The organism is Streptomyces sp. NPDC051907 (genome assembly GCF_040681075.1).
In the GTDB taxonomy this organism is placed as follows: Bacteria; Actinomycetota; Actinomycetes; order Streptomycetales; family Streptomycetaceae; genus Streptomyces.
The window spans coordinates 42,245-62,821 of sequence record NZ_JBFAYB010000016.1; the positions used below are offsets into that span (position 1 = coordinate 42,245).

The 20,577-nt window shown below is 71.1% G+C and carries 24 protein-coding genes; 17 read left to right on the plus strand and 7 right to left on the minus strand.

Annotated elements, in window-relative coordinates:
• Positions 1–68 precede the first annotated feature (68 nt).
• Complete coding sequence (locus tag AB0M39_RS12385; protein ID WP_365363089.1) at positions 69–635, minus strand: hypothetical protein; 567 nt, start codon at positions 633–635, stop codon at positions 69–71.
• Between AB0M39_RS12385 and AB0M39_RS12390 the strand changes: the two genes are divergently transcribed.
• Both AB0M39_RS12390 and AB0M39_RS12395 read left to right on the plus strand, forming a co-directional pair.
• The gene (locus tag AB0M39_RS12390; protein WP_365363091.1) at positions 634–1,743 is read left to right on the plus strand and encodes a sensor histidine kinase; all 1,110 of its coding nucleotides are present in this window, start codon (positions 634–636) and stop codon (positions 1,741–1,743) included. The two genes, AB0M39_RS12385 and AB0M39_RS12390, sit on opposite strands and share 2 nt — an antisense overlap.
• A complete protein-coding gene (locus tag AB0M39_RS12395; RefSeq protein WP_365363093.1) occupies positions 1,740–2,372 on the plus strand; it encodes a response regulator transcription factor in 633 nt (210 codons plus the stop codon). Before AB0M39_RS12390 ends, AB0M39_RS12395 begins: the two co-directional genes overlap by 4 nt.
• 12 nt (positions 2,373–2,384) lie before the next feature.
• On the opposite strand, the gene AB0M39_RS12400 is transcribed toward AB0M39_RS12395, so the two are convergent.
• Positions 2,385–2,918: a Uma2 family endonuclease gene (locus AB0M39_RS12400; RefSeq protein WP_365363222.1), complete on the minus strand. Its 534-nt coding sequence runs from the start codon at positions 2,916–2,918 to the stop codon at positions 2,385–2,387.
• Between the two features lie 319 nt (positions 2,919–3,237).
• On the opposite strand from AB0M39_RS12400, the gene AB0M39_RS12405 reads away from it, so the two are divergent.
• From AB0M39_RS12405 to AB0M39_RS12420, 4 genes are all read left to right on the plus strand, one after another.
• Positions 3,238–3,738: a hypothetical protein gene (locus AB0M39_RS12405; protein WP_365363095.1), complete on the plus strand. Its 501-nt coding sequence runs from the start codon at positions 3,238–3,240 to the stop codon at positions 3,736–3,738.
• Between the two features lie 46 nt (positions 3,739–3,784).
• Entirely contained in the window at positions 3,785–4,309 is a 525-nt protein-coding gene (locus AB0M39_RS12410; protein WP_365363097.1) for a hypothetical protein, read from the plus strand.
• Between the two features lie 136 nt (positions 4,310–4,445).
• Positions 4,446–5,609: an NAD(P)-binding protein gene (locus AB0M39_RS12415; RefSeq protein ID WP_365363099.1), complete on the plus strand. Its 1,164-nt coding sequence runs from the start codon at positions 4,446–4,448 to the stop codon at positions 5,607–5,609.
• A gap of 161 nt (positions 5,610–5,770) precedes the next feature.
• A complete protein-coding gene (locus AB0M39_RS12420; RefSeq protein WP_365363224.1) occupies positions 5,771–6,769 on the plus strand; it encodes a zinc-binding dehydrogenase in 999 nt (332 codons plus the stop codon).
• Positions 6,770–6,905: 136 nt separating this feature from the next.
• On the opposite strand, the gene AB0M39_RS12425 is transcribed toward AB0M39_RS12420, so the two are convergent.
• Both AB0M39_RS12425 and AB0M39_RS12430 read right to left on the minus strand, forming a co-directional pair.
• Positions 6,906–7,376, minus strand: coding sequence for a GNAT family N-acetyltransferase (locus AB0M39_RS12425; RefSeq protein WP_365363101.1), 471 nt, complete (start codon positions 7,374–7,376; stop codon positions 6,906–6,908).
• 4 nt (positions 7,377–7,380) lie between these two features.
• Positions 7,381–8,304 carry an aminoglycoside phosphotransferase family protein gene (locus tag AB0M39_RS12430; RefSeq protein WP_365363103.1) on the minus strand — a complete coding sequence of 308 codons (924 nt, stop codon included), beginning with the start codon at positions 8,302–8,304 and terminating at the stop codon, positions 7,381–7,383.
• Between the two features lie 74 nt (positions 8,305–8,378).
• On the opposite strand from AB0M39_RS12430, the gene AB0M39_RS12435 reads away from it, so the two are divergent.
• Entirely contained in the window at positions 8,379–9,770 is a 1,392-nt protein-coding gene (locus tag AB0M39_RS12435) for an FAD-dependent oxidoreductase (RefSeq protein ID WP_365363105.1), read from the plus strand.
• Positions 9,771–10,498: 728 nt separating this feature from the next.
• Here AB0M39_RS12435 and AB0M39_RS12440 read toward each other — a convergent pair.
• Entirely contained in the window at positions 10,499–10,981 is a 483-nt protein-coding gene (locus tag AB0M39_RS12440; RefSeq protein WP_365363107.1) for a hypothetical protein, read from the minus strand.
• Positions 10,982–11,196: 215 nt separating this feature from the next.
• Between AB0M39_RS12440 and AB0M39_RS12445 the strand changes: the two genes are divergently transcribed.
• The 6 genes from AB0M39_RS12445 to AB0M39_RS12470 all read left to right on the plus strand — a co-directional run bounded on the left by AB0M39_RS12445 (position 11,197) and on the right by AB0M39_RS12470 (position 14,764).
• Positions 11,197–11,475, plus strand: a complete 279-nt coding sequence (locus AB0M39_RS12445) for a hypothetical protein (RefSeq protein WP_365363109.1) — start codon at positions 11,197–11,199, stop codon at positions 11,473–11,475.
• A 156-nt stretch (positions 11,476–11,631) separates the two neighbouring features.
• On the plus strand, positions 11,632–12,408 hold the full coding sequence (locus tag AB0M39_RS12450; protein ID WP_365363111.1) for a hypothetical protein: 777 nt from the start codon (positions 11,632–11,634) through the stop codon (positions 12,406–12,408).
• Positions 12,405–13,226, plus strand: coding sequence for a hypothetical protein (locus AB0M39_RS12455; protein ID WP_365363113.1), 822 nt, complete (start codon positions 12,405–12,407; stop codon positions 13,224–13,226). The genes AB0M39_RS12450 and AB0M39_RS12455 overlap by 4 nt, the downstream gene beginning before the upstream one ends.
• Before the next feature lie 238 nt (positions 13,227–13,464).
• A complete protein-coding gene (locus AB0M39_RS12460; protein ID WP_365363115.1) occupies positions 13,465–13,650 on the plus strand; it encodes a hypothetical protein in 186 nt (61 codons plus the stop codon).
• Positions 13,647–13,985 carry a hypothetical protein gene (locus AB0M39_RS12465; RefSeq protein ID WP_365363117.1) on the plus strand — a complete coding sequence of 113 codons (339 nt, stop codon included), beginning with the start codon at positions 13,647–13,649 and terminating at the stop codon, positions 13,983–13,985. The genes AB0M39_RS12460 and AB0M39_RS12465 overlap by 4 nt, the downstream gene beginning before the upstream one ends.
• Positions 13,982–14,764: a hypothetical protein gene (locus AB0M39_RS12470; protein ID WP_365363119.1), complete on the plus strand. Its 783-nt coding sequence runs from the start codon at positions 13,982–13,984 to the stop codon at positions 14,762–14,764. Before AB0M39_RS12465 ends, AB0M39_RS12470 begins: the two co-directional genes overlap by 4 nt.
• A gap of 561 nt (positions 14,765–15,325) precedes the next feature.
• On the opposite strand, the gene AB0M39_RS12475 is transcribed toward AB0M39_RS12470, so the two are convergent.
• Positions 15,326–15,952 (minus strand): hypothetical protein, encoded by a 627-nt coding sequence (locus tag AB0M39_RS12475; RefSeq protein WP_365363121.1) that lies wholly within the window; start codon positions 15,950–15,952, stop codon positions 15,326–15,328.
• Positions 15,953–16,063: 111 nt separating this feature from the next.
• The gene (locus AB0M39_RS12480; RefSeq protein ID WP_365363123.1) at positions 16,064–16,672 is read right to left on the minus strand and encodes a hypothetical protein; all 609 of its coding nucleotides are present in this window, start codon (positions 16,670–16,672) and stop codon (positions 16,064–16,066) included.
• Between the two features lie 205 nt (positions 16,673–16,877).
• Here AB0M39_RS12480 and AB0M39_RS12485 point away from each other — a divergent pair, with 205 nt between their 5' ends.
• From AB0M39_RS12485 to AB0M39_RS12500, 4 genes are all read left to right on the plus strand, one after another.
• On the plus strand, positions 16,878–17,324 hold the full coding sequence (locus AB0M39_RS12485) for a helix-turn-helix domain-containing protein (protein ID WP_365363125.1): 447 nt from the start codon (positions 16,878–16,880) through the stop codon (positions 17,322–17,324).
• Positions 17,321–18,553, plus strand: coding sequence for a terminase family protein (locus AB0M39_RS12490; protein ID WP_365363127.1), 1,233 nt, complete (start codon positions 17,321–17,323; stop codon positions 18,551–18,553). Before AB0M39_RS12485 ends, AB0M39_RS12490 begins: the two co-directional genes overlap by 4 nt.
• A 68-nt stretch (positions 18,554–18,621) precedes the next feature.
• The gene (locus AB0M39_RS12495; protein ID WP_365363129.1) at positions 18,622–19,059 is read left to right on the plus strand and encodes an HNH endonuclease signature motif containing protein; all 438 of its coding nucleotides are present in this window, start codon (positions 18,622–18,624) and stop codon (positions 19,057–19,059) included.
• Entirely contained in the window at positions 19,043–20,524 is a 1,482-nt protein-coding gene (locus AB0M39_RS12500) for a phage portal protein (RefSeq protein ID WP_365363131.1), read from the plus strand. The genes AB0M39_RS12495 and AB0M39_RS12500 overlap by 17 nt, the downstream gene beginning before the upstream one ends.
• The last annotated feature ends 53 nt before the right edge of the window (positions 20,525–20,577 follow it).

A 20,577-nucleotide genomic window follows, 5' to 3' on the forward strand; every position in this document is an offset into this window, starting at 1 on the left:
GGCCGCCTGCGGGCCCGTACGGTCCACGGACCGGCTGCCGTGCGCGGGCATGATGGACGACGGCCGGGTCAGCCGATCGGTTGATGCGGGCGTGGTCCCGCCGGGTCACGATGCAGGAGGAGGCGCAGCGCAGGAGGAAGGCGCAGCGCGGAGAAAAGCCCTGCCCAGGCCGCAGGAGTCTGCCCGCGGCCGCGGAGCAGCCCCGCAGGAGAAGAGCCACCCGAGAAGAGCCACCCGATGTCGCACCCACCGTCCGCGCCGGAGCCGTCGAGCCGCCCTACGGGCCCCACGGGCCCGAGGAAGCCGGCGGACCCGAGGGAGCCGGCGGACCCGATGACGCCGAGGGAGCCGGCGGACCCGATGACGCCGAGGGAGCCGTCGACGCACACAGCGCCCTCGGAGCCGTCCGCCGCGCCATCGGAGCGGCCGCCGCAGTCGCCGGAGTCGGCATCAGGGCCGTCGGGGCCGTCGGGGTCGTCGTCGGGGCCGTGGTCGGGCGCCGCGCCCCCGGCGTCCCCCGCGGTCTCGCCGCCGTCCCCCGCCCTCCCGGCACCCCCCGCGGTCTCGCCGACGCGTGCGCACCCCTCGGGCGCGACCGGCCGGTACGCCGACGCCCGATGGCTGCTGACCGTCATGAACACCGCCTTCCTCGCCCTCCTCGCCGGCTCCCTCATCCGCTACCTCCTCAAGCACCCGGAGAGCCCCCGGCTCCCCTGGGTCGTCGCGCTGAGCGTCGTGCTCGCCGTGCTCCAGCTCGCCGGCCGCCGGCTCGGCGCCCAGCGCCCGGGCCGCCGCGGCCTGCTCCACCTCGGCGCGGTCGTAGCGGTCTGGGTGGTGCTCGTCCTGCTCGCGCCGAGCTTCGCCTGGGTGGCCGTACCGCTGATCTACACCGGTCTGCGGTCCCTGCCCACCCGCGCCGCCGTCGCGCTGGTCGCCGTGCTCTGCGCGCTCGTGATGATCGCGGAGTGGCGGCTCGCGGAGGGCGTCGAGCCCAACCTGTTCCTGGTGCCGCCGACCGTCGCGGTGCTCGCCACCGCCGTCTTCATCTATATGCGCCGGCAGTCCGACCGCCTCCAGGCGCTGGTCGACGACCTGATCCGCACCCGCCGCGAACTGGCCGCCACCGAACGCCGCGAAGGCGCCCTCGCCGAGCGCCAGCGGCTCTCCATGGAGATCCACGACACCCTCGCCCAGAACCTGTCCAGCCAGCAGATGCTGCTCCAGGCGGCGGAGCGCACCTGGGACAGCGACCCGGCCGCCGCCCGCGGCCATGTCCGTACGGCCGAGTCGATCGCCGAGCGCAGCCTCGCCGAGGCGAGACGCTTCGTACACGACCTGGCCCCGGCCGAGCTGGCGGAGGGCGGCGGCCTGGCGGAGGCGCTGCGGGCGCTGGCCGCGCGGGAGTCGGCGGGCTTCCGGGTCGACGGCACGGCGGTCCCGCTGCCCCTGCGGGTGCAGTCCGCGCTGCTGCGCATCGCCCAGGGCGCGCTGGCGAACGTGCGCGAGCACGCGGCGGCGAGCGCGGCCGGGCTGACGCTGACGTACCTCGACGACCAGGTCGTCCTCGACGTCGCGGACGACGGCCGCGGCTTCGAGCCGGGCCGGGAGCGCCCCGGCGTCCGGGGACACGGACTGCCCGCGATGCGGGCGCGCGTACGCCAGCTCGGCGGCACGCTCACCGTCGAGTCCACACCCGGCGAGGGCACGGTGCTGTCCGCCGCGATCCCCTTGGAGCACGCATGACGGCGGTACGGATCCTGCTCTGCGACGACCACGCGGTCGTACGCGCCGGGCTGCTCGCCCTCCTCGGCAGCGAGCCGGACATCGACGTGGTGGGCGAGGCAGGCAGCGGCGAGGAGGCGGTCGCGATGGCCGCAAAGCTGAAGCCGGACGTGGTGCTGATGGACCTTCAGCTGGGGCCCGGCATCGACGGGGCGGAGGCCACGCGTCGCATCGCCGCCGTCCCGGACGCCGACGTCCACGTCCTGGTCCTGACGACGTACGACACGGACGCGGACGTCACCCGCGCCATCGAGGCGGGCGCGACGGGCTACCTGCTGAAGGCGGAGCGCCCGGAGGAGCTGTTCGCGGCGATCCACGCGGCGGCGCAGGGCCGTACGACGCTCTCGCCGCCGGTGGCCGGCCGTGTGATGGACCGGATGCGCGGGGCGTCCCGCCCGCCCCTGACCGAGCGGGAGCAGGACATCCTGGGCCAGCTGGCGCGCGGCCTGGGCAACCGCGAGATCGCCCGGGCGCTGTTCATCAGCGAGGCGACGGTGAAGACGCACCTGGGCCGCATCTACGCGAAGCTGGGCGTGGACACGAGGGCGGGCGCGGTCTCGGTGGCGAAGGAGCAGCGGCTCCTGCCGTGAGCGAGCGCCGACTCAGAACTCGCCGGTGTCGAGATCGAATCCGAGAGGGTCGGGCAGTGGAACGATCTTGGACAGCTTGTACGCCGTCTTCTGCTCGTAGTCCTCTCCCGCAGGCGAGGAACAGAGGACAGCCTGTCCCGACTCCCGGTCGACAAGCAGGTACAACGGGATTCCGGCTCGTGCATAGCCGCGGATCTTCTTGACACGGTCATTCCCGGCAGTCGAATCCGATGTCACTTCGGCGACCAGCAACACGGGAGACGGGTCGTGATACTCCTGCCGGTCCGCGAAACTGCCCTTCCGCGCCACCACCAGATCCGGCACGATCTTGCCGGTGATGGATGCCCCTGGCACGAAGAGTCCGATTCCCGTGTATCGAGCCAGATCCTTGCGGTGGTCGCGCACCTGCCCGCTGAGCTCAGAAACGATCTCTTCGTGCTCACCGTTGGCCGGAGGCGTCACGTGGATCTCCCCTTCGATCAATTCCACGCGCCACCCGTCGGGAGCAGCCGCACTGAATACGTCGAAGGCCTCTTCCACCGACATCGCCGGGTTCTTGTGCTCGAACACGTCGCTCTCGGCCCCGTAGTCGGGCACAGGCAGCGCCACGGCAGACCTCCTTCGCGCAGTGCGACACTGCCAGCGTATGCCGCGCACCGAGCCGCGGACCCAACTTCTTCACTCGAACGCGTGAACCATTCGTCTCCGGCGGTGCGGAGTCTGGCGAGCGGCTCCGGCCGCGAGGGGTCTGACCCGAGGCTCTGGGACGTACGCCTGCCAACCCCGCCCTCTCCCCCGCGCGGCTGAGAGGGTCTGCCGTACGGGACGAAGCCACGGCGCCCCGTCCACGGCGAGTCTGTACGGCATGACGACGACCACCGCTCGCGCCGCCGCCGAGACCGCCCCCACCGCCCCCACCACCTCCGCCGCCCGCCGCGCCGCCCACGCCATCGCCCTGTGCGCCGTCCCCTCCGGCCTGTGGCGGCTCGTCATGGCCGCCGGGCTGCCCGTCGGCTACAGCGACGAGGTGCTGCGCGAGGTGTACGGCATCCCCGGCTGGGGCATCGCGTACGTCGTCGGGCTCGCCGTCCTCCAGGAGTGCGCGGCCCTCCTCCCCCTGCTGCTGGTCAGCGAGCGCGTACGGCTGCCCCGCCCGCGAGCCGTCGCCGCGACCGCCTGGGCCCTGTCGGCGCTGGTCACCCTCTTCTGCCTGAGCCAGCTGGTGCTCGCCTTCTTCGTCGAGCCGGACCCGAACATGTCCGCCGCCGGGCACCTCGTGGTGAACATCCTCTACGCCCCGCTGCTCGCGACCGGCCCCTTGCTGGCCGTCGTCGCCCGCGCCTACGGGCGGCGGATCCGCGCCTGACATCGGCGCGTACGGGACGCGGCGGCGCGCATGACACCATCGAACCGTGCTCGACATCGGCTACTCCCTCTCCCGCCGCTTTCCCGACCCTCCGCAGACCGACTACCGGCGCGCGGACGCCCACGCCCTGCGCCACGACCTCTTCTGCGGCGACGTCTATCTCGCCGACACCAAGGAGGACCGCGAGGTCTCCACAGCCTGGGGATGGGTGCCCGTCCTCGACTTCGCCTGGGCCCTGTGCGACATCGTCGAGCAGCTCGACCGCGACCCCCTCGGCAGCAGGGCGTCCAAGCCGCAGTACGCCGAGCTGGACTTCACCGAGTCCTCGGACCGGATGCTCTTCGAGCGGCGGTTCGGCTGGGTGGACGTGGAGGCCGACTGGATGCCCGGCGACGAGCCGCCGCTCACGTTCGGCCACGACGCACTGCGCCGCGAGGTCCGTGACTTCCTGCACGACCTGATCGCCGACCTCACCGACATGCACGAGGGCCTCGCCGACAACCCGATCGTCTGGGACCTCCAGGCCCGCTTCCCGCGCATGCCCGCCCGCCGCCGCGGCCGCCGCGGATAGCCGTCCACCGAGGCAGGCGCGGATAGCCGTCCGCCGAGGCCCGGAGCCGGCCCCCGGGATCCGATGTCACAGAACAGGGCCCCCGCTCCGTCCCACCCCTGAGAGCCCATCAGAGCCACTCAAGGGAGAGACGACCATGCGCCAGCTCACCGTCATCGGCGGCGGTCTCGCCGGACTCACCGCGGCCATCACCGCCGCCGAGGCCGGCGCGCGGGTGTGCCTGCACGAAGCCCACCAGACGCTCGGCGGCCGGGCGCGCACCGGCGAGGGCCCGTACAGGACCAACGAAGGCCCCCACGCCCTCTACTCCGGCGGCCCCCACTGGACCTGGCTCAAGCAGCGCGGCCTGCTCGGCCCGCTCGCTCCCCTCCCCCCGCTCGAAGCCGCCCGCCTCCGCTTCCGCCGCGGCGGCGCGCTGCGCAGGACCCCGCCGCTCGGCCTGCTCAGGCTCTCCCGCCGCAGGGCGGAACAGACCCCGGTGGACGTCGACTTCCACACCTGGGCGAGCGCCCAGGTCGGCGAGGAGGGCGCCCGCGCCGCCGCGCACTACATGGGCGTCGCCCTCTTCCACCACGACCCCGGCTCGCTCTCCGCCGCCTTCGTCCAGGAGCGGCTGCGGCGCGCGACCGCCCTCCCGCCCGAGGCCCACTACGTCCGCGGCGGCTGGGGCCAGGTCATCGACCGGATGGCCGCGCACGCCTGGGATCTGGGCGTACGGATCGAGACCGAGTCCCGTCTCGACGCGCTGCCCGAGCGGGACGGCCCGGTGATCGTGGCGACCTCCCTCGACGCGGCCCGCCGCCTCCTCGGCGACGACACGCTGCGCTGGGAGAGCGGCCGTACGACGCTGGTCGACCTGGCGCTGCGCACCCGCAAGGGCGACCCGTTCGTGGTCTCGGACCTGGACGCCCCGGGGTGGCTGGAGCGGTTCACCGCCCAGGACCCCTCGCTCGCCCCGGCCGGGCAGCAGCTCCTCCAGGGGCAGCTGCCGGTCGCCCCCGGCCAGTCCAAGGCGGACGGCGTCGCCCACGCCGAGGCGCTGCTCGACCTCGGCTTCCCCGGCTGGCGCGAACGCACGGTCTGGCGGCGCGAGGCCCTCGCCCAGGGCCGTACGGGCGCGGTCGACCTGCCGGGGACGACGTGGCGGGACCGGCCCGCGATCGACCGAGGCGACGGGGTCTATCTGGCGGGCGACCAGGTCGCCGCTCCGGGTCTGCTCTCGGAGGTGTCGTTCAACAGCGCTCTGGAGGCGACGAGTCTGGCGCTTCTCTCGACGAGGCTTGACCTCAAGTTGGCTTGAGGTCGGAGAGTTGCCTGGACGACACCGGAGACACATTTCCAGGGGAGCCCGCCATGTCCGCCCAGCCCGCCCAGCCCGCCGTGAGCGCCCAGTCCGCCGTGACTGCCCAGCCCGCCCAGTCCGCCGTGAGCGCCCAGTCCGCCCAGCCCGCTCAGTCCGCCATGCACGCCATCCGCCTCCACGAGTTCGGCCCGGCCGAGAACCTCGCGTACGAGACGGTCGACGCCCCCGAGCCCGGCCCCGGCCAGGTCCGCATCGCGGTCGCCGCCGCCGGCGTGCACCTTCTGGACACCGCGCTGCGCGAGGGCATGCCGGGCCCCTTCCCCGCGCCCGCCGAGCTCCCCACGATCCCCGGCCGCGAGGTCGCCGGCACGGTGGACGCGCTCGGCGAGGGCACGGACGCCGACTGGCTCGGCAAGCGCGTCGTCGTCCATCTGGGCATGGTCCCCGGCGGGTACGCCGAGTTCGCCGTCGCCGACGCGGTGAAGCTCCACGAGATCCCGGCGGGCCTCGACGAGGCGGAGGCCGTCGCGATGATCGGCACGGGACGCACCACCATGGGCATCCTGCAGTTCGCCGAGCTCGGCCCGGACGACGTCGCGATCGTCCCGGCAGCCGCCGGGGGCATCGGCACGCTGCTCGTCCAGTACGCGAAGAACGCCGGGGCCGTCGTCGTCGGCCTCGCCGGCGGCCCCGCCAAGGTCGCGAGGGTCGTCGAGAACGGCGCCGACCTCGCCGTCGACTACACACTCCCCGACTGGCCCGAGCAGGTCCGCGCGTACCTCGACGGCCGGGCGGCCACCATCGTCTTCGACTCGGTCGGCGGGGACACCGCGCGCGCCGCCGTCGACCTGCTCGGCAAGGGCGGCAAGCACCTCGTCTTCGGCTGGTCCAGCGGGGGCCTGCACGAGGGCGAGGCGCTGACGTACACGCAGGAGGAGCAGGCGGAGCGGGGCATCGTCTCCGAGAGCGTGCTCGGCCCGGCGATGCTCCAGAAGGCCGGGGGCGACGTACGCAACCTGGAGCTCCGCTCGCTCGCCGAGGCGGGCGCCGGCCGGCTGCGCCCGGCGGTCCAGCGCTTTCCCCTCGCCGAGGCCGCGGCCGCGCACCGCGCCCTGGAGACCCGCGGCACGATCGGCAAGGTGGTCCTGGTCCCGTGACCGACTGACCGCCGGGCCTGGTCGCCCCGCCGATCCCGACCAACCGCCCCGCCGGGCCTGGCCGGTCTTCTGGACTCCAGAGGACCGGCCAGGGGGCTGGGACCGTTCTACAACGACCCGCCCTACGAAGACCGTCCTACGAGCCGAGCCGCCGAAGCGCGTCGTCCGTCAGCCGGTACACCGTCCACTCGTCCTGCGGCAGCGCGCCCAGCGCCTTGTAGAAGTTGATCGACGGGGTGTTCCAGTCCAGGACAGACCACTCCAGCCGCTCGTACCCGCGCTCCACGCAGATCCGCGCCAGCTCGGTCAGCAGCTCCTTGCCGTACCCGCCGCCCCGCAGCTCAGGGCGTACGTACAGGTCCTCCAGGTAGATCCCGTTCGTGCCGCGCCACGTCGAGAAGTTGAGGAACCAGAGCGAGAAGCCCGCCACCTGGCCGTCAGCCGTCTCGGCGATGTGCGCGAAGACGGAGGGCCGCTCCCCGAACAGCGCCTCGCGCAGCTGCTCCTCGGTCAGCCGGACCTCGTCCGGCGCCTTCTCGTACTCCGCGAGCTCTCGGACCATCGCGTGGATCACAGGGACATCGGCAAGCACAGCTGTACGAATCATGCGGTCAAGCCTGCCTCGCGCCCCCGAGCCGTGCCAGCAGCGACCGAGCAATGGACACCTGGTCCTCGTCGAGGGCGGTCTCCTCGTCCTCGACGTCCCACAGCGCGTTCTGCAGCACGCGGCCCAGCGTCCACGCGGCCGCCCGGTCCCTGGCCCCGTCCATGCCCAGGGCCTCTGTCATCAGGTCGAAGCGCCACAGCACCTCGGCGGGGTCGAAGCGGTTGCGGAGCGCCGGCATCAGGTCGAAGCCCGGGTCGCCCGCCAGCGGCTTGGGGTCGATGACCAGCCAGGGCTCGCGCTCGCCCGCCAGCACGTTGTCGTAGTGCAGATCCCAGTGCAGCAGCCGGTCGCCGGGCTCCCCGGCAACTTCCCGTACCGCCGCCGCGCAGTCCAGCAGCAGCCGCCGCTGCCCCGCGTCCGCGAGCGAGCGCGCCGCCCTCGGGGCCTCGTCCAGCATCTGGGCGGCGATGTCGCCGAGCCGCCGCAGGCCCGCCGGGGCCGGGGCCGCCGTCAGCCGCGCGAGCAGCCCGGCGAGGATCCGCGTCGCCTCCCGCGCGTCGGCGACGGCCGACAGATGGCGCGAGGAGTCCAGCCGCTCCAGCAGCAGCGAGCCGGTCGGAGCGTCGTGCTCCAGCAGCCGTACGACCCCGTCGCCGCCCCACGCCCGCAGCGCGAGGGGCTCGCCCTCGCTCTCCTCGTCGAGCAGCTGGAGCTTCAGCGCGGCGGGCGTCCCATCGGCCCGCCGCACCGGCAGCACCAGCGAGGCCACGCCGTGCATCGAGGGCCCGGCGAGCCGCAGCGACCACCGCTCCAGGAACTCCGCCGCCCGGCCCGGCAGCGCCTCGACGAAGGCGCGTCCGGCCTCGCCGTTGTACTCGATCTGGGTCTCCGCGAGCTCTTCGGGAATGTCGATCACGATGTCGATCACGCTTCGATCGTACGGGCGCTTCCACGGCCCGCTCCCCTGGACAGGAACCTGACCTCAGGTGTACCAACAGCCCCATGAGCACGATCAACGGCGGCATCTCCTTCTGGTACGCACAGGACGGGATACCGGCCCCCCGTGAGCCCCTGCCCGGCGACGCCACCGCGGACGTCTGCATCGTCGGCGGCGGATACACCGGCCTGTGGACGGCGTACTACCTCAAGAAGGCCGTGCCGTTCCTGAACATCACGGTCCTGGAGGCGAAGTTCTGCGGCTACGGGGCCTCCGGCCGCAACGGCGGCTGGCTCTACAACGGCATCGCGGGCCGCGACCGCTACGCCAAGCTGCACGGCCACGAGGCGGCCGTACGCCTCCAGCAGGCCATGAACGACACGGTCGCCGAGGTCGTCAACGTGGCCGCCGAGGAGAACATCGACGCCGACGTCCACCAGGGCGGCGTCCTCGAAGTCGCCTACACCCCGGCGCAGTTGGCGCGGCTCAAGGCGTTCCACGCCGTGGAGATCGCGTTCGGCGAGAAGGAGCGCGTGCTGCTCGGCGCCCGCGAGACGGCCGAGCGGGTGCGCGTCGCGGGAGCGGTCGCCTCCACCTGGACCCCGCACGGCGCCCGCCTGCACCCGGTGAAGCTGGTCAAGGGCCTGGCGGCGGCCGTCGAGGAGCTCGGCGTCACCGTCCACGAGTCGACGCCGGTCACCGAGATCAAGCCCAAGCACGCGATCACGCCGTACGGCACCGTCCGCGCCCCGTACATCCTGCGCTGCACCGAGGGCTTCACGGCGAGCCTCAAGGGCCACAAGCGCGCCTGGCTCCCGATGAACTCCTCCATGATCGCCACCGAGCCGCTGCCCGCCGAGATCTGGGAGACCATCGGCTGGGAGGGCCGAGAGACGCTCGGCGACATGGCCCACGCCTATATGTACGCCCAGCGCACGGCGGACGACCGCATCGCCCTCGGCGGCCGGGGCGTCCCCTACCGCTTCGGCTCCCGCACCGACAACGACGGCCGCACCCAGGCCGCCACCGTCGAGGCGCTCCGCGAGATCCTGGTCCGCTTCTTCCCGCGGACGGCGGGCGTGCGCATCGACCACGCCTGGTCGGGCGTCCTGGGCGTCCCCCGCGACTGGTGCGCCACGGCGACCCTGGACCGCTCCACGGGCCTGGGCTGGGCGGGCGGCTACGTGGGCTCCGGCGTGGCCACGTCCAACCTGGCGGCCCGCACCCTGCGCGACCTGATCCAGCAGGACTCGGGCCAGTCGGGCCCCACGGACCTCACGGCGCTGCCCTGGGTCAACCACAAGGTCCGCAAGTGGGAGCCGGAGCCCCTGCGCTGGCTGGGCGTGCAGACGCTGTACGCGGCCTACCGCGGGGCGGACCGCCGCGAGTCCACGGGCCATACCGCCGCCACGGACCGCGTAGCCCAGCTCGCGGACCGCGTCTCGGGCCGCCACTGAGGACGACCGCCGAGGAGTCCGGCGGAGATCCCAGAGGACGGCAGAAGAAAAACGAGGGCCCGGGACAGCGTCCCGGGCCCTCGTTTCTCTGCGGAGCCCCCTGTCGGATTCGAACCGACGACCTACGCATTACAAGCGCCAGATGTGTCCTGTCGGATAGGTTCACGAAGTGCCGCCGTATGGCGGTAGTCGCAGGTCAGCGCCCTACGGCGGCGCTTCCCGTGCCAGCCCGTGACAACCGGTACAGAGCAGTTCGGGCACGCAACGGGCACGCAATGGGCACGCGCCGGGCACCGGAAAAAGACCGATTGACCTGCGAAAACGTCGATAGCTCGACCGACACGCTACACCGGACCCACGACACACAGAAGGGGCCGCGCGGCTTGCGCCGTGCGGCCCCTTCCCCCCGTGTTTCAGCCCTATGCCGCACCCGGGTCGGGATGCGGCTGACTTCCTCGCCGTCTGCCATCCGAGGCGGGGGGAAGGGCGTTCAGGACGAGCTCCAGGGCTATGGCCCCGGTATCTGTGATGTGGCGGTCGTCGAGCAGGATGTGGCGCTCATCGGCATGAGCAGCGCCGGCGGCGGGCGCTTCGTCGTCGAGTCGGGTACGGCGGACGCGGTACAAGGTGCCTTCCCCCCTGGTGGCATGACGGAGCCAGGCAATCGAACTGACGTTCGAGAGCGGGGCTACTACACAATACCTACACAAACACCGCAGGTCACGCATTTAGGACTGGGAGTCACTGCCGCCCGTAGACACGACCCGGATGTCGCCGAGCCCGAGCGCCCTTAGCCGCTCCTTGAGAACGGGTAGATCGTCGAGGGTGGTTCCCGACTGGTAGGCAACAACGATCGTTGTTTCAGGGGTACTTGCCTGTAGCAGGTCCCCGACCCTCAGGCCGGTCCATTCCTCCGACGCCGCCGCCTGCACTTCGGCGAGCGGGCGCCCGGTGGCCGCGGCGACCGCGCCGACGAGCCAGCGCTCACGTCGGTACCCCTCGCCCTTCGCCAGTTTCGGCAGTTGATTGTGCGGGATGCGCTTGCCGGTCTCAGGGTCGACGGCGCGCTCGGAGAAGCTGCGCAGCGTCTCCCCCTTCGCCTCCAGCGCTGCGGCAACGATGTCTCGGAAGGGACATGCGGGGTCGGTGGGCGCACAGTCGGCCGCCCCATCGGCCGCTAGCTCACCTATCGGGGTGTCGTTCTCCGACACGGTTTCTCATCTCCGTTCTTGTCGCAGAACACGAACAGTCGTATCTAACCAGCGATCTCACCCTGTTGCACACCTCAGAAGTGCGTTGACGTCGGGTTTCTTCCAGACTTACGGTGGTCATGTTCGCGAACAGGAACAGACTCTAGCCGTTTTCGGCGAGGGTTCTCGCGCTCCCTGTTCGTGTTCAGCGACAGATCGGAGGGGATCTAGTGACCGTGAAGTTCATCGCCGGCCCGCCGCCGGAACGGCAGAACGTGAAGCATGCGCTGCTCGTCGAGCAGCTCAAGTCGCGCCCGGGCAAGTGGGCTGAAGTCCAGCGGAAGGCCACGATCAGCCGCGCGTCTTCGGCGGCGCAGGCCATTCGTAGCGCGCAGCTCACCTCTTACGCGCCGGCTGGCACATTCCAGGCCATGGCTCGGACCGTCGTCGAGAACGGGGCCGCCCGCTACGTGGTGTACGCCCGCTACGTCGGTGCCGGCGAGCCCGCGGCGTGATCTGCGATTTCTGGGACGGCGCCACGGGTGCCTACTGCCGCACGATCGGCACCCGCCGCTACATCGTCGGCAACCGGTGCCCCGCCCATACGCCCGCCGCGCTTGCTGGCCGGCCCGAACCTCCGGGCTCGCCGATACCCGTAAGGAGACGTTCCGTTGAGCCTCGATGCGACGGATTGGGTCTGGTCCCAGTCCGACAGCCGAGGCGCCGCTCGTCTGGTGCTGCTCGCCATCGCTGATCGGGCCGACGCCGGCGGCGTCGCCTACGCCGGCACTGCCTCGCTCATCCGGCGCACCCGCGCCGCCCGCTCGACCGTCCGCAGTGCCGTCGACGCCTTGCTCGCCTCGGGGGAGCTCGCCGTCGTCAAAGGCGAGCTCGGGCCCGGGGGTGAGACGGTCTACCGCCTCCCCCAGCTCGACGTGAGGGGGGCCGGAGATCAGCCCGGGCCGGATTCCGACCCGGGCCGGACATCGGCCCCCAGGGGACCGGTGAGCGGCCCCGGGGAGGGCCGGACATCGGCCCCGGGGGGACCGGCTACCGGCCCCCAGAACAAAAGAAGCTCTCTACAAGACAAACAGCAGCAGCCGCGCGCGACGAATACCGCGGCAGCGCTGATTCCCGAACTGCGTCCGCTCGGAGCCGCTCTCGTCGCCGCCTCGATCGAAGTCCGGTGGTCGCTCGGGCTCGGCGAGCAGCGCGACGTCTATCAGCTCGTACAGGCGCACGGCGTCGAGGCCCTGGTGGGCCTCGCCGCCCGCCGCAGCAGTCCGGGCGAGGCGCCGAAGAGCGCCCGCTACTGGCTCAAGGTCTGGTCCGACCTCGATCGGCCGGTGCCGAACACGCCGCCCCGCAAACCGGCCTCGACACCGAGCTACGCCGACAACCTCGCCGCCGGCCTCGCCCTTCTCGCCCAAAAGGAGAGCCGCACATGACGCCCGAACAGATCGCCGCTCTGCTGGCATTCGCCGGAACGCTCGACTCCCGGGTGCGCCGCGCCCTCGCCGACCCGCAGCAGTCCGCCCGCACCATCTCGGAGTGGACCGCCGCCGTCGCCGACGTTCCGGCCACGATGCCGGAAGTCGGATGGGACGCCGCCCGCGCCACCCGCCGCTACTACGAGCAGCAGGGCGGGAACCGCAGCTCGCAGTACCGGCCGATCGAGCCGCACGACCTGCTCGCCGCGTGGGGGCCGCTCCGAGCCGAGCTCATGAACCGCCACACCGACCCGGTGCCCGATGTCGACCCTGACAACGTCGCCGCGTGGCGCGAGGAACTGCTCGGAACCCGAACCGCGGTTGCCCTCGGACAAACCGCCCCCGCGCAGTACCGCGCCGAGATCAACCCGGCAGGGCAGAAACGTCTCGCCGCCCTGGTGTCCGGTGTCGGCGACGGCCGCCGGCGCTATATGCCCGCGCGCGTCGCGGCCGAGCTGCGCCCGTTCCGTACGGCTCGCGCCCACCGCGAGCAGCTCGTCGCCGAGGGCATCCCGGACCCGCTCGGCGTGAGGTGCCCTTACTGCCTCGCCGCCGTCGACGAGCAGTGCCGATCGAGTTTCCGCAACCGCGGCAAGGGCAGGCGGCCGCTCTCCGGCGTCCACCCTTCGCGCGTCGATGCGCTGGTCGCTCATCTCGGGGTCGACGAGCAGGCCGAGGCCGAGCAGATCAGGCTCGCCCGGATCATGTGCCAACCGCCCGCGCCTCGAGGAGATGCCCGAGCTCGGCACACCAGCGGCGGGGGCGAGACCCGATGATCCCCGCCGCCGCCCAAGCCGTGATCGCCGCCCACCTGACCGACGAGCTCGACGTGCACCCGCACCGCGCGACCGTCATCGTCGCCGCCCTCGCCGACCGCCTGTCATTCGACGGTTGGCACAGTCCCGAACCCACCCCCGCGCTACGGGTCGCGCCAGGGGCGGGTGAGACCCCGCGCGCGAGGCGCTCCCTTTCTCGGCTGCTGCGCCGTGCCCGAACGAACGAGGGAAACACCCCATGAGCTCGTCCCTGCTCGCCCTCGCCGTCGTGCTCGCCCTCGCGCTCGGCGCGTCCCTGGCCTACACGGTCCGGATCGAGGACCGCCTCGACCGCGAGCTGCGCCGCCTCGGCCGCCGTCCCTGCCCGACCACGCGCACCGCCTGCTCGACTACCCGCCGAGCCGAGAACGGAGAGACCCCGTGAACCACAACACCCGGACCCGGTCGCGGCGTGGGCGTGCCGCCACCCGCGAGGCGGTGCGCAACCATCGACGCGACGCGCTGCGGCTGCTGCTCGCCCGCGCCAGCCGAGGCGCGCTCACCCCGGGGGACGCGACCCGACTCCGCGACCTGGCCGAGGCCGAGATCGCCGAGTGCGACACCCTCCGGCGCTCCGCCGCCGGGCAGCAGACGGCCGCGCTCCGACTGCGCCACCGGGTCGACGCCGCCGAGCAGACCATGCGCGAGATCGAGGCCGAGCGCGACCGGTACGCCGCCGAGGTCGAGGCGCTGCTCGCTGCCAAGGAGGGGAGCCGATGAGTTACGCACAGGCTGTGGGCGAGACTGTGCGCGCCCTGCGGACGATCCGGCGTCAGTGGGCCGATCTGCTGCTCGCGATCGAGACGCCGCCGGCGGCGGATCACTGGCCGCCGAGGCAACTCGCGCACACCATGCGCGAGGGCGACGACGAGCTGCTCGTCGAGGACCGAGCGCCGCTCGTGCTGCGCGAGCACCCCGCCCCGCTGAACCTGTCCGCCCTCGATGCGGGGCGGGCGGTCGAGCGGCTGCTCTTCGATCTCGCCGACACCCTCGCCGCCGCCGTCCAGCGCACCGAGCAGGGCGACCCCCGGGGGTGGCTATCCCGGGACCCGAACGCACCCGACAGCCGGCGCACCGCGGGCAGCAGACGGCACGGTCTGCACTGGGCGTCAGTGTGGGTCGAGGGACGCGTGCTCGACGAGGACACCGCCCCCGAGCACGAGCTCGACGGAGCAATCAGCGCGCCGCCGTTCGAGGTACTGCCGCTCCACCTGCTGCACGAGGCACGGCGTACCGCGCAGATCGCCGAGGGTCGGCTGCTGCGGACGCTCCGCCTCGACCAGCGCACCACGCCCGTACCCGACCGACCGTGCCCGTGGTGCGGCGGCAAGCTCACCCTGCACACCACACCGGACGGGCCACCGAGCGTGACCTGCTCGACCGGCAACGACTGCACCGCGCCCGTGCCGCTCGACAGCCGCGGTCGCCGCGTATGGGGATGGGCGGACCTCGTCGCCTTGGTCGGAGCACTCGCCGCCGCGGAAAGCATCGCAGCGTGAGGGAGTGTCTCGGGGCGGCGCCTCGCCGCCCCGAGGGCCGTTCACTTCCGCCGCCACTCGGCGCGGAGCCGCCGCGCGGCGGCGATGGCACGTACTCCCTTGTCGGAGAGTGCGGGCACTTGATCGAGGACGTACCCAGCACGAGGACACACCCACCGAGTCCAGCCACCGACGTAGCCCAACCGACCGTTGCCATACGGACCGATCCGCCTTCCATGAAGGGTGATCGATCCGGAAACGTGGCATGCTCAGACCGACCACCAGTGTTGGTGATCTAGTCGAGAGCCAGGCCCGCACGCCGTTTCTCGGTGCAATATTCGAGTCAGTGCCTCTTGGGGGTCGCGTACCGCTTCCCCGCCTAAGAGGGAGTGAGTGCCGCCCCATCACAGATCCCCGGAGATGTGTCGGATATACCGGAGTTACCGCCCAAGCGGAGTCTTCCTCGGCCCGAGCCCCGCTCGGGCTTGCGTCGTTATTGGTTCGTGACCTAATGTTGGGGGCACCTCCGGCGTGCCCAGAACTCACACGTCGGTCGAGCGCACTCCACAACCCAGTGCCCGCTCAAGCACTCTGATCGAGCTTGAGCCTCTCCCCGGACTGATCCATCTGCCACCGCCGCCCGTTGGCGTCAGTGAACGTGAGGACCGGCGGATAGTTGCCGATGCGCGTCGACACCCCCGGGGTAATGAAGAAACTGAACTTGCGTCCCGGGCCGATCACAGGCACTGGTGCCCCCACTCGTCGCGGGTTTCCGTCATCGGTGCGCCCTGGCGTGAAGTCCCATACCGCGTCAGCGTTGTACGGGTCGCACCGCACATTGACGTCGCGAATGGCCTCGTCGCTGTCATTGGCGATGGTCACTTCCCAGCAGCGATGGTTCTCGATCCCGGCGTACAACTCCTCGGGGCCGACTCGCATCACGGCCAGCATCGAGACCCGCCGCGCCTGTGCCACTGCTCGTTCGTCTGCCAGCGCGACGAGCTCGCTCTCTTGCAGCGCGAGAACCTCTGACTGCCGCTCGATGAACGCCCGTTGATCGCTCATGAACGTTATCTGCTCGTCGATGAAGGTGCGCTGCTCACCGATCTGCTGTCGCTGACTGGCCAGCGTCCAGATCGCTCCAGCCGCGGCAGCACCAGCAAATATCGCGCCGAACCACGTAGGGACGTCTCCCCAATTGATCGCCATGCGCCACACCCTACGGCGACCGGGAGATGAGCAGTCGTGGCCGAGCCGCAGCAGGCAGGATCTCGCGACTCGTCCCGCCGCCCCCGCCGGGCCAGACATCGGTAGCCTCGATCACAAAGTGACTTCGCGCATGACCTTGATCTGCCCGATAACAACTTCAGCGGCAACTGTGTAGAAGTGTGCCGTAGCGTTCGTGGGAATCAGACCTTGAGAACCAGATTGCATCGGGGCTGGTTCCATTCCGTGAATTGCTCCTCCCACCCTCACCAGCTTTGCGACATTGTCGCCGACTACGAGCCATCGCAGGTCCCTGGTCTTTTCTGCTAAGTGTCGCCCTGCCCTCTTGTTGCGATTTCCCCACTGTGGCGGCGCTACCCCAGCTTGGCTACAGGCGGCTTCGAACTCGCATGTCACCCTATATAGCGCATCGTCTACAGCCTCGATTTTGAGCGGTGGCGTGATCCAATACCCCGTGACGCCCTTCCAGCTCAGCTCCCTCTTGAGCCTCCCCAATTGAATGGGCCGCACCGCAGCTAGCGCGCGTTCCCGCTGCCGCTTCTCGTCCCGCTCCCGTGGCTCCCGGTCACGCCGTTCCTGTTCTTCCCGCTGCCGCTGCTCTTCCTGCTGACGCTGCTCTTCCAGCTGACGCTCTCGCCGCCATTCCATAGAACCAGCGAAGGCGTAGATCAATAGAGCTCCCAGAATTACCCACAATTCCATACCGTTGGGGACTTGGATAAAACTAGTGACCACACCTCCAACGGAGCTCACAATTACTGTGGCCAGAAGCCAACGACCGATTACCGATGATCTCCCCATTTCCCCCCCAGCGCCGATTTCGAACGACCGATCGAATCCGGCCGTCTTGTGACTCACTTCCTACGCTTCCCAAGGTAGAGCGATTCACATGTCGCCAGGAGGGCATGTGGCCAAATCGATCCATGACGACGACCGCGAGCAGGTTCGCCGGCTGCACGCCGAGGGCATGACTCGTAACCAAATTGCACGGACGACCGGGCGCGCCGCCGCCACCGTAAGCAAGATCGCCGGCGAACTCGGTCTTACCTTCGCTGGCGGCGCCCGCGTGGCTGCGGCGACCGAGGCGCGGCAAGCCGATGCCGCCGCGCGGCGCGAGCAGCTCGCCGACGAGGCCCTCGACGGTGCCCTCGGCCAAGTCGCCCGCACCGCCGACGCAGAGAGTGCACGGGATGCTCGCGACCACGCCACCGCCGCCCGCGCGCTCACCGAAGTGCACGCCAGGGTCGCCGAGCTCGCTCGACACAACGGCACCGGAAGCAAGGGGGCCGCCATGCTCGACCGCCTCGCCGACGCCCTGTACGGGCCGGCTGGAGGTGACACAGAGGGGGAGTGATGCCCACCCTTCCCCTCTCCGAGAAGCAACTCGGCTCGATCAGGCAGGCAACCGCCCGCATCAACACTTGGCACGGCAGCGTGAGGTCGGGCAAGACCATCGCGTCGTTGATCGCGTTCCTGCTGGCAGTGCGACGGGCGCCGGCGTCCGGGCTCATCCTGATCTGCGGGCGCAGTCTCCAGACGATCGAGCGGAACGTTCTTGAACCCCTCGCCGATCCGGCTCTGTTCGGGCCGGTCGCCGCCGAGGTGCGCCACACCCGGGGCGCGACGACGGCGGTCGTCCTCGGTCGAGTCGTCCACCTCGTGGGCGCGAGCGATGCTCGGGCCGAGGGCAGGCTGCGCGGTCTGACCGCCTCGCTCGCCTACTGCGACGAGATCACCCTCATGCCCGAGGGCTTCTTCACACAGTTGCTCGCGAGGCTCAGCGTGCCCGGGGCGCGGCTGCTCGGCACCACGAACCCCGACTCTCCGAGACACTGGTTCAAGGTCAATTACCTCGACCGGCAGGGCGAGCTCGACCTCGCGTCGTGGCACTTCCGCCTCGCCGACAATCCCTCTCTAGCCCCTGCGTACGTCGCTGCTCTGTCCGCCGAGTACTCGGGCCTCTGGCGCCGGCGGATGATCGACGGCGCATGGGTGATCGCCGAGGGCGCGGTCTTCGACATGTACGACGAGCAGCGGCACGTCGTCGCCGAGCTGCCACCGATGCGCCGGTACTGGACCGGCGTGGACTACGGAACCGTGAACCCGTTCGCCGCGCTGACCCTCGGGCTCGGCGACGACGGCCGGCTCTACGTCACGAGCGAGTGGCGGCACGACTCCCGAGCGAAGCATCGGCAGTTGACCGACGCGCAGTACAGCCGCGCCGTGCGCGAGTGGCTCGACGAGCTCGACGTCGAGCCCGAGTGGACGTTCGTCGACCCGTCGGCGTCGTCCTTCTCCACGCAGTTGTGGGCGGACGGACACCCCGGGGTCACTCGGGCCAGGAACGACGTGATCGACGGAATCCGTTCGGTCGCGTCCGCGCTCGACGCCGACCTGCTGCTCATCCATGAGTCGTGCGAGGGGCTGCTCGCAGAGCTCCCCGAGTACGTGTGGTCGGACGAAGCGGCCGCGCGCGGCGAGGACCGACCGGTGAAGCTCAACGATCACTCGGTCGACGCACTGCGCTACGTCGTCCACTCCACCGCGCACGAGTGGCGCGGGCTGCTGGCCTCCGCCGCCTGAACCTGCCTCCTCTCTCCTGCCCCGAGTGCGGCCGCGCCCGGGGCCTGATGTGTCGAGGGGGTGATCGCGTGCCCTCTGCGCTGACCGACCGGTTCCTCGCGAAGATCGTCGACGGTCCCCTCGGCTGCTGGGACTGGACGGGGCACGTCAAGCCCAACGGGTACGGGCAGTTCAAGGTGAACGGCCGACCGCAGTACGCCCACCGGGTCGCCTACACGCTGACGCGCGGGAAGATCCCCGACGGGCTCGTGATCGACCACCTGTGCCGACGGCGGCACTGCGTGAACCCCGACCACCTCGAACCCGTGCTCATCCGAATCAACATCCTGCGCGGGGTGAGCCCCGCAGCGCGCCGTGCCCGGCAGACGCACTGCCTCCGGGGCCACGAGTTCGACACGGCGACGACGTACGTCGCCCCGAACGGCACCCGGCACTGCCGACGCTGCTCGGCGGCGCGCGCCCGGACGAGACGACGGCGGGGGGTGCACTGTGCCCCTGCCCGATAACGGCGTCGCCTGGCCGCCGCCCCAGCTCGCCCGGCACTACGCCGAGATCAAGGTCGACGACGCCTGGTACTCCGGTGATCACGGCAAGCTCGCCGCCGTCTACCGCGACAACCCCGTGCGCCGCGACGGTCGCCGCCGCCTGTGGGGGCGCGACCGGCAGCAGCGCCCCAACGTCCGCGATCAGCGGCTGCACATCCCCCTGCCCGGCGACATCGCCGGCGCGAGCGCCGATCTCCTGTTCAGCGAGCCGCCCGAGCTGACCGTGACGGACACCGCCACGCAGGACCGGCTCGACGAGCTCGCCGAGTCCGACGGCATCGCGAACACGCTGCTCGAAGCCGCCGAGGTCGCCGCCGCGCTCGGCTCCGTGTACCTGCGCGTCACGTGGGATCGGTCCCTTGCCGACCGGCCCCTGCTGACCAGCGTCCACCCCGACGCCGCCGTGCCCGAATTCCGGTGGGGCCGCCTCGCCGCCGTCACCTTCTGGCGCGAGCTCACCTCGACCACGGCTGTCGTGTGGCGACACCTCGAACGACACGAGCCGGGCCGCATCCTGCACGGGCTCTACCAGGGTTCGGCCGACTCCCTCGGCGTCCGGGTTCCGCTGACCGAGCACACCGAGGTCGCCGCCCTGGCCGTATCCCTCGGCCCGGACGGCGACGCGATCGAGACGGGGATCGAGCAGCTCACCGCCGCCTACTGCCCCAACATCCGGCCCAACCGCCGCAACCGCGGTTCGGTGTTCGGCCGCTCGGACTACGCCGCCCCGATCTATGACCTGTTTGACGCGCTCGACACGACATGGACCTCGTGGATTCGCGACCTGCGCCTCGCCCGCGCGCGGCTCCTCGTGCCCGACGGTTACCTGCGCGACCACGGCCCCGGACAGGGCACGAGCTTCGACGACGACCGGGAGATCTGGCAGCTCCTGAACATCCCGCCGACCGAGCAGGGCGGGAATCAGATCACCCTCTCGCAGTTCGCGATCAGAGTCGACGAGCACGATCGGACCGCGAACGCGATCACCCGGCAGGCCGTGCAGAGCGCCGGCTACTCGGTGCAGACGTTCGGCCTCGGCGACCAGGGCGCGGCTGTGACTGCGACCGAGGTCAAGGCGCGCGAGCGCCGGTCCATGACCACGCGCGGAAAGAAGGTCCGTTATCTGTCGCCGCCTGTCACCGACATGCTGCTCGTGATGCTGCTGCTCGACCGGCAGTTCTTCACCCCGTGGATCGTGCCCGCTCGGCCGACGGTGTCGTTCGGCGACTCAGTCACCGAGGACACGTCCTCGCTTGCCCAGACCCTGACTCTCCTTCAGCAGGCGCAAGCGGTCTCAACCGAAACAAAGGTTCGGATGCTGCACCCCGAGTGGGATGCCGTCGACGTGCAGGCCGAGGTCGACCGCATCAACATCGAGTCGGGCGCAATATTGCCCGACCCGATGCAGAGCGGGCAGCTTTCCTAGCTGACCGGCCACCCGCAGCGCCACCTCGTAAACGAGGGGTCATCACGGCAGCG

Excerpts from the sequence above, each read along its gene's own strand:
- AB0M39_RS12385 (WP_365363089.1), bottom strand. The coding sequence starts at position 635 with ATGACGGTCAGCAGCCATCGGGCGTCGGCGTACCGGCCGGTCGCGCCC.
- AB0M39_RS12425 (WP_365363101.1), bottom strand. The coding sequence starts at position 7,376 with ATGATTCGTACAGCTGTGCTTGCCGATGTCCCTGTGATCCACGCGATG.
- AB0M39_RS12480 (WP_365363123.1), bottom strand. The coding sequence starts at position 16,672 with ATGGAATTGTGGGTAATTCTGGGAGCTCTATTGATCTACGCCTTCGCT.
- AB0M39_RS12420 (WP_365363224.1), top strand. The coding sequence starts at position 5,771 with ATGCACGCCATCCGCCTCCACGAGTTCGGCCCGGCCGAGAACCTCGCG.
- AB0M39_RS12470 (WP_365363119.1), top strand. The coding sequence starts at position 13,982 with ATGAGTTACGCACAGGCTGTGGGCGAGACTGTGCGCGCCCTGCGGACG.
- AB0M39_RS12460 (WP_365363115.1), top strand. The coding sequence starts at position 13,465 with ATGAGCTCGTCCCTGCTCGCCCTCGCCGTCGTGCTCGCCCTCGCGCTC.
- AB0M39_RS12455 (WP_365363113.1), top strand. The coding sequence starts at position 12,405 with ATGACGCCCGAACAGATCGCCGCTCTGCTGGCATTCGCCGGAACGCTC.
- AB0M39_RS12415 (WP_365363099.1), top strand. The coding sequence starts at position 4,446 with ATGCGCCAGCTCACCGTCATCGGCGGCGGTCTCGCCGGACTCACCGCG.
- AB0M39_RS12405 (WP_365363095.1), top strand. The coding sequence starts at position 3,238 with ATGACGACGACCACCGCTCGCGCCGCCGCCGAGACCGCCCCCACCGCC.
- AB0M39_RS12475 (WP_365363121.1), bottom strand. The coding sequence starts at position 15,952 with ATGGCGATCAATTGGGGAGACGTCCCTACGTGGTTCGGCGCGATATTT.
- AB0M39_RS12395 (WP_365363093.1), top strand. The coding sequence starts at position 1,740 with ATGACGGCGGTACGGATCCTGCTCTGCGACGACCACGCGGTCGTACGC.
- AB0M39_RS12435 (WP_365363105.1), top strand. The coding sequence starts at position 8,379 with ATGAGCACGATCAACGGCGGCATCTCCTTCTGGTACGCACAGGACGGG.
- AB0M39_RS12390 (WP_365363091.1), top strand. The coding sequence starts at position 634 with ATGAACACCGCCTTCCTCGCCCTCCTCGCCGGCTCCCTCATCCGCTAC.
- AB0M39_RS12400 (WP_365363222.1), bottom strand. The coding sequence starts at position 2,918 with ATGTCGGTGGAAGAGGCCTTCGACGTATTCAGTGCGGCTGCTCCCGAC.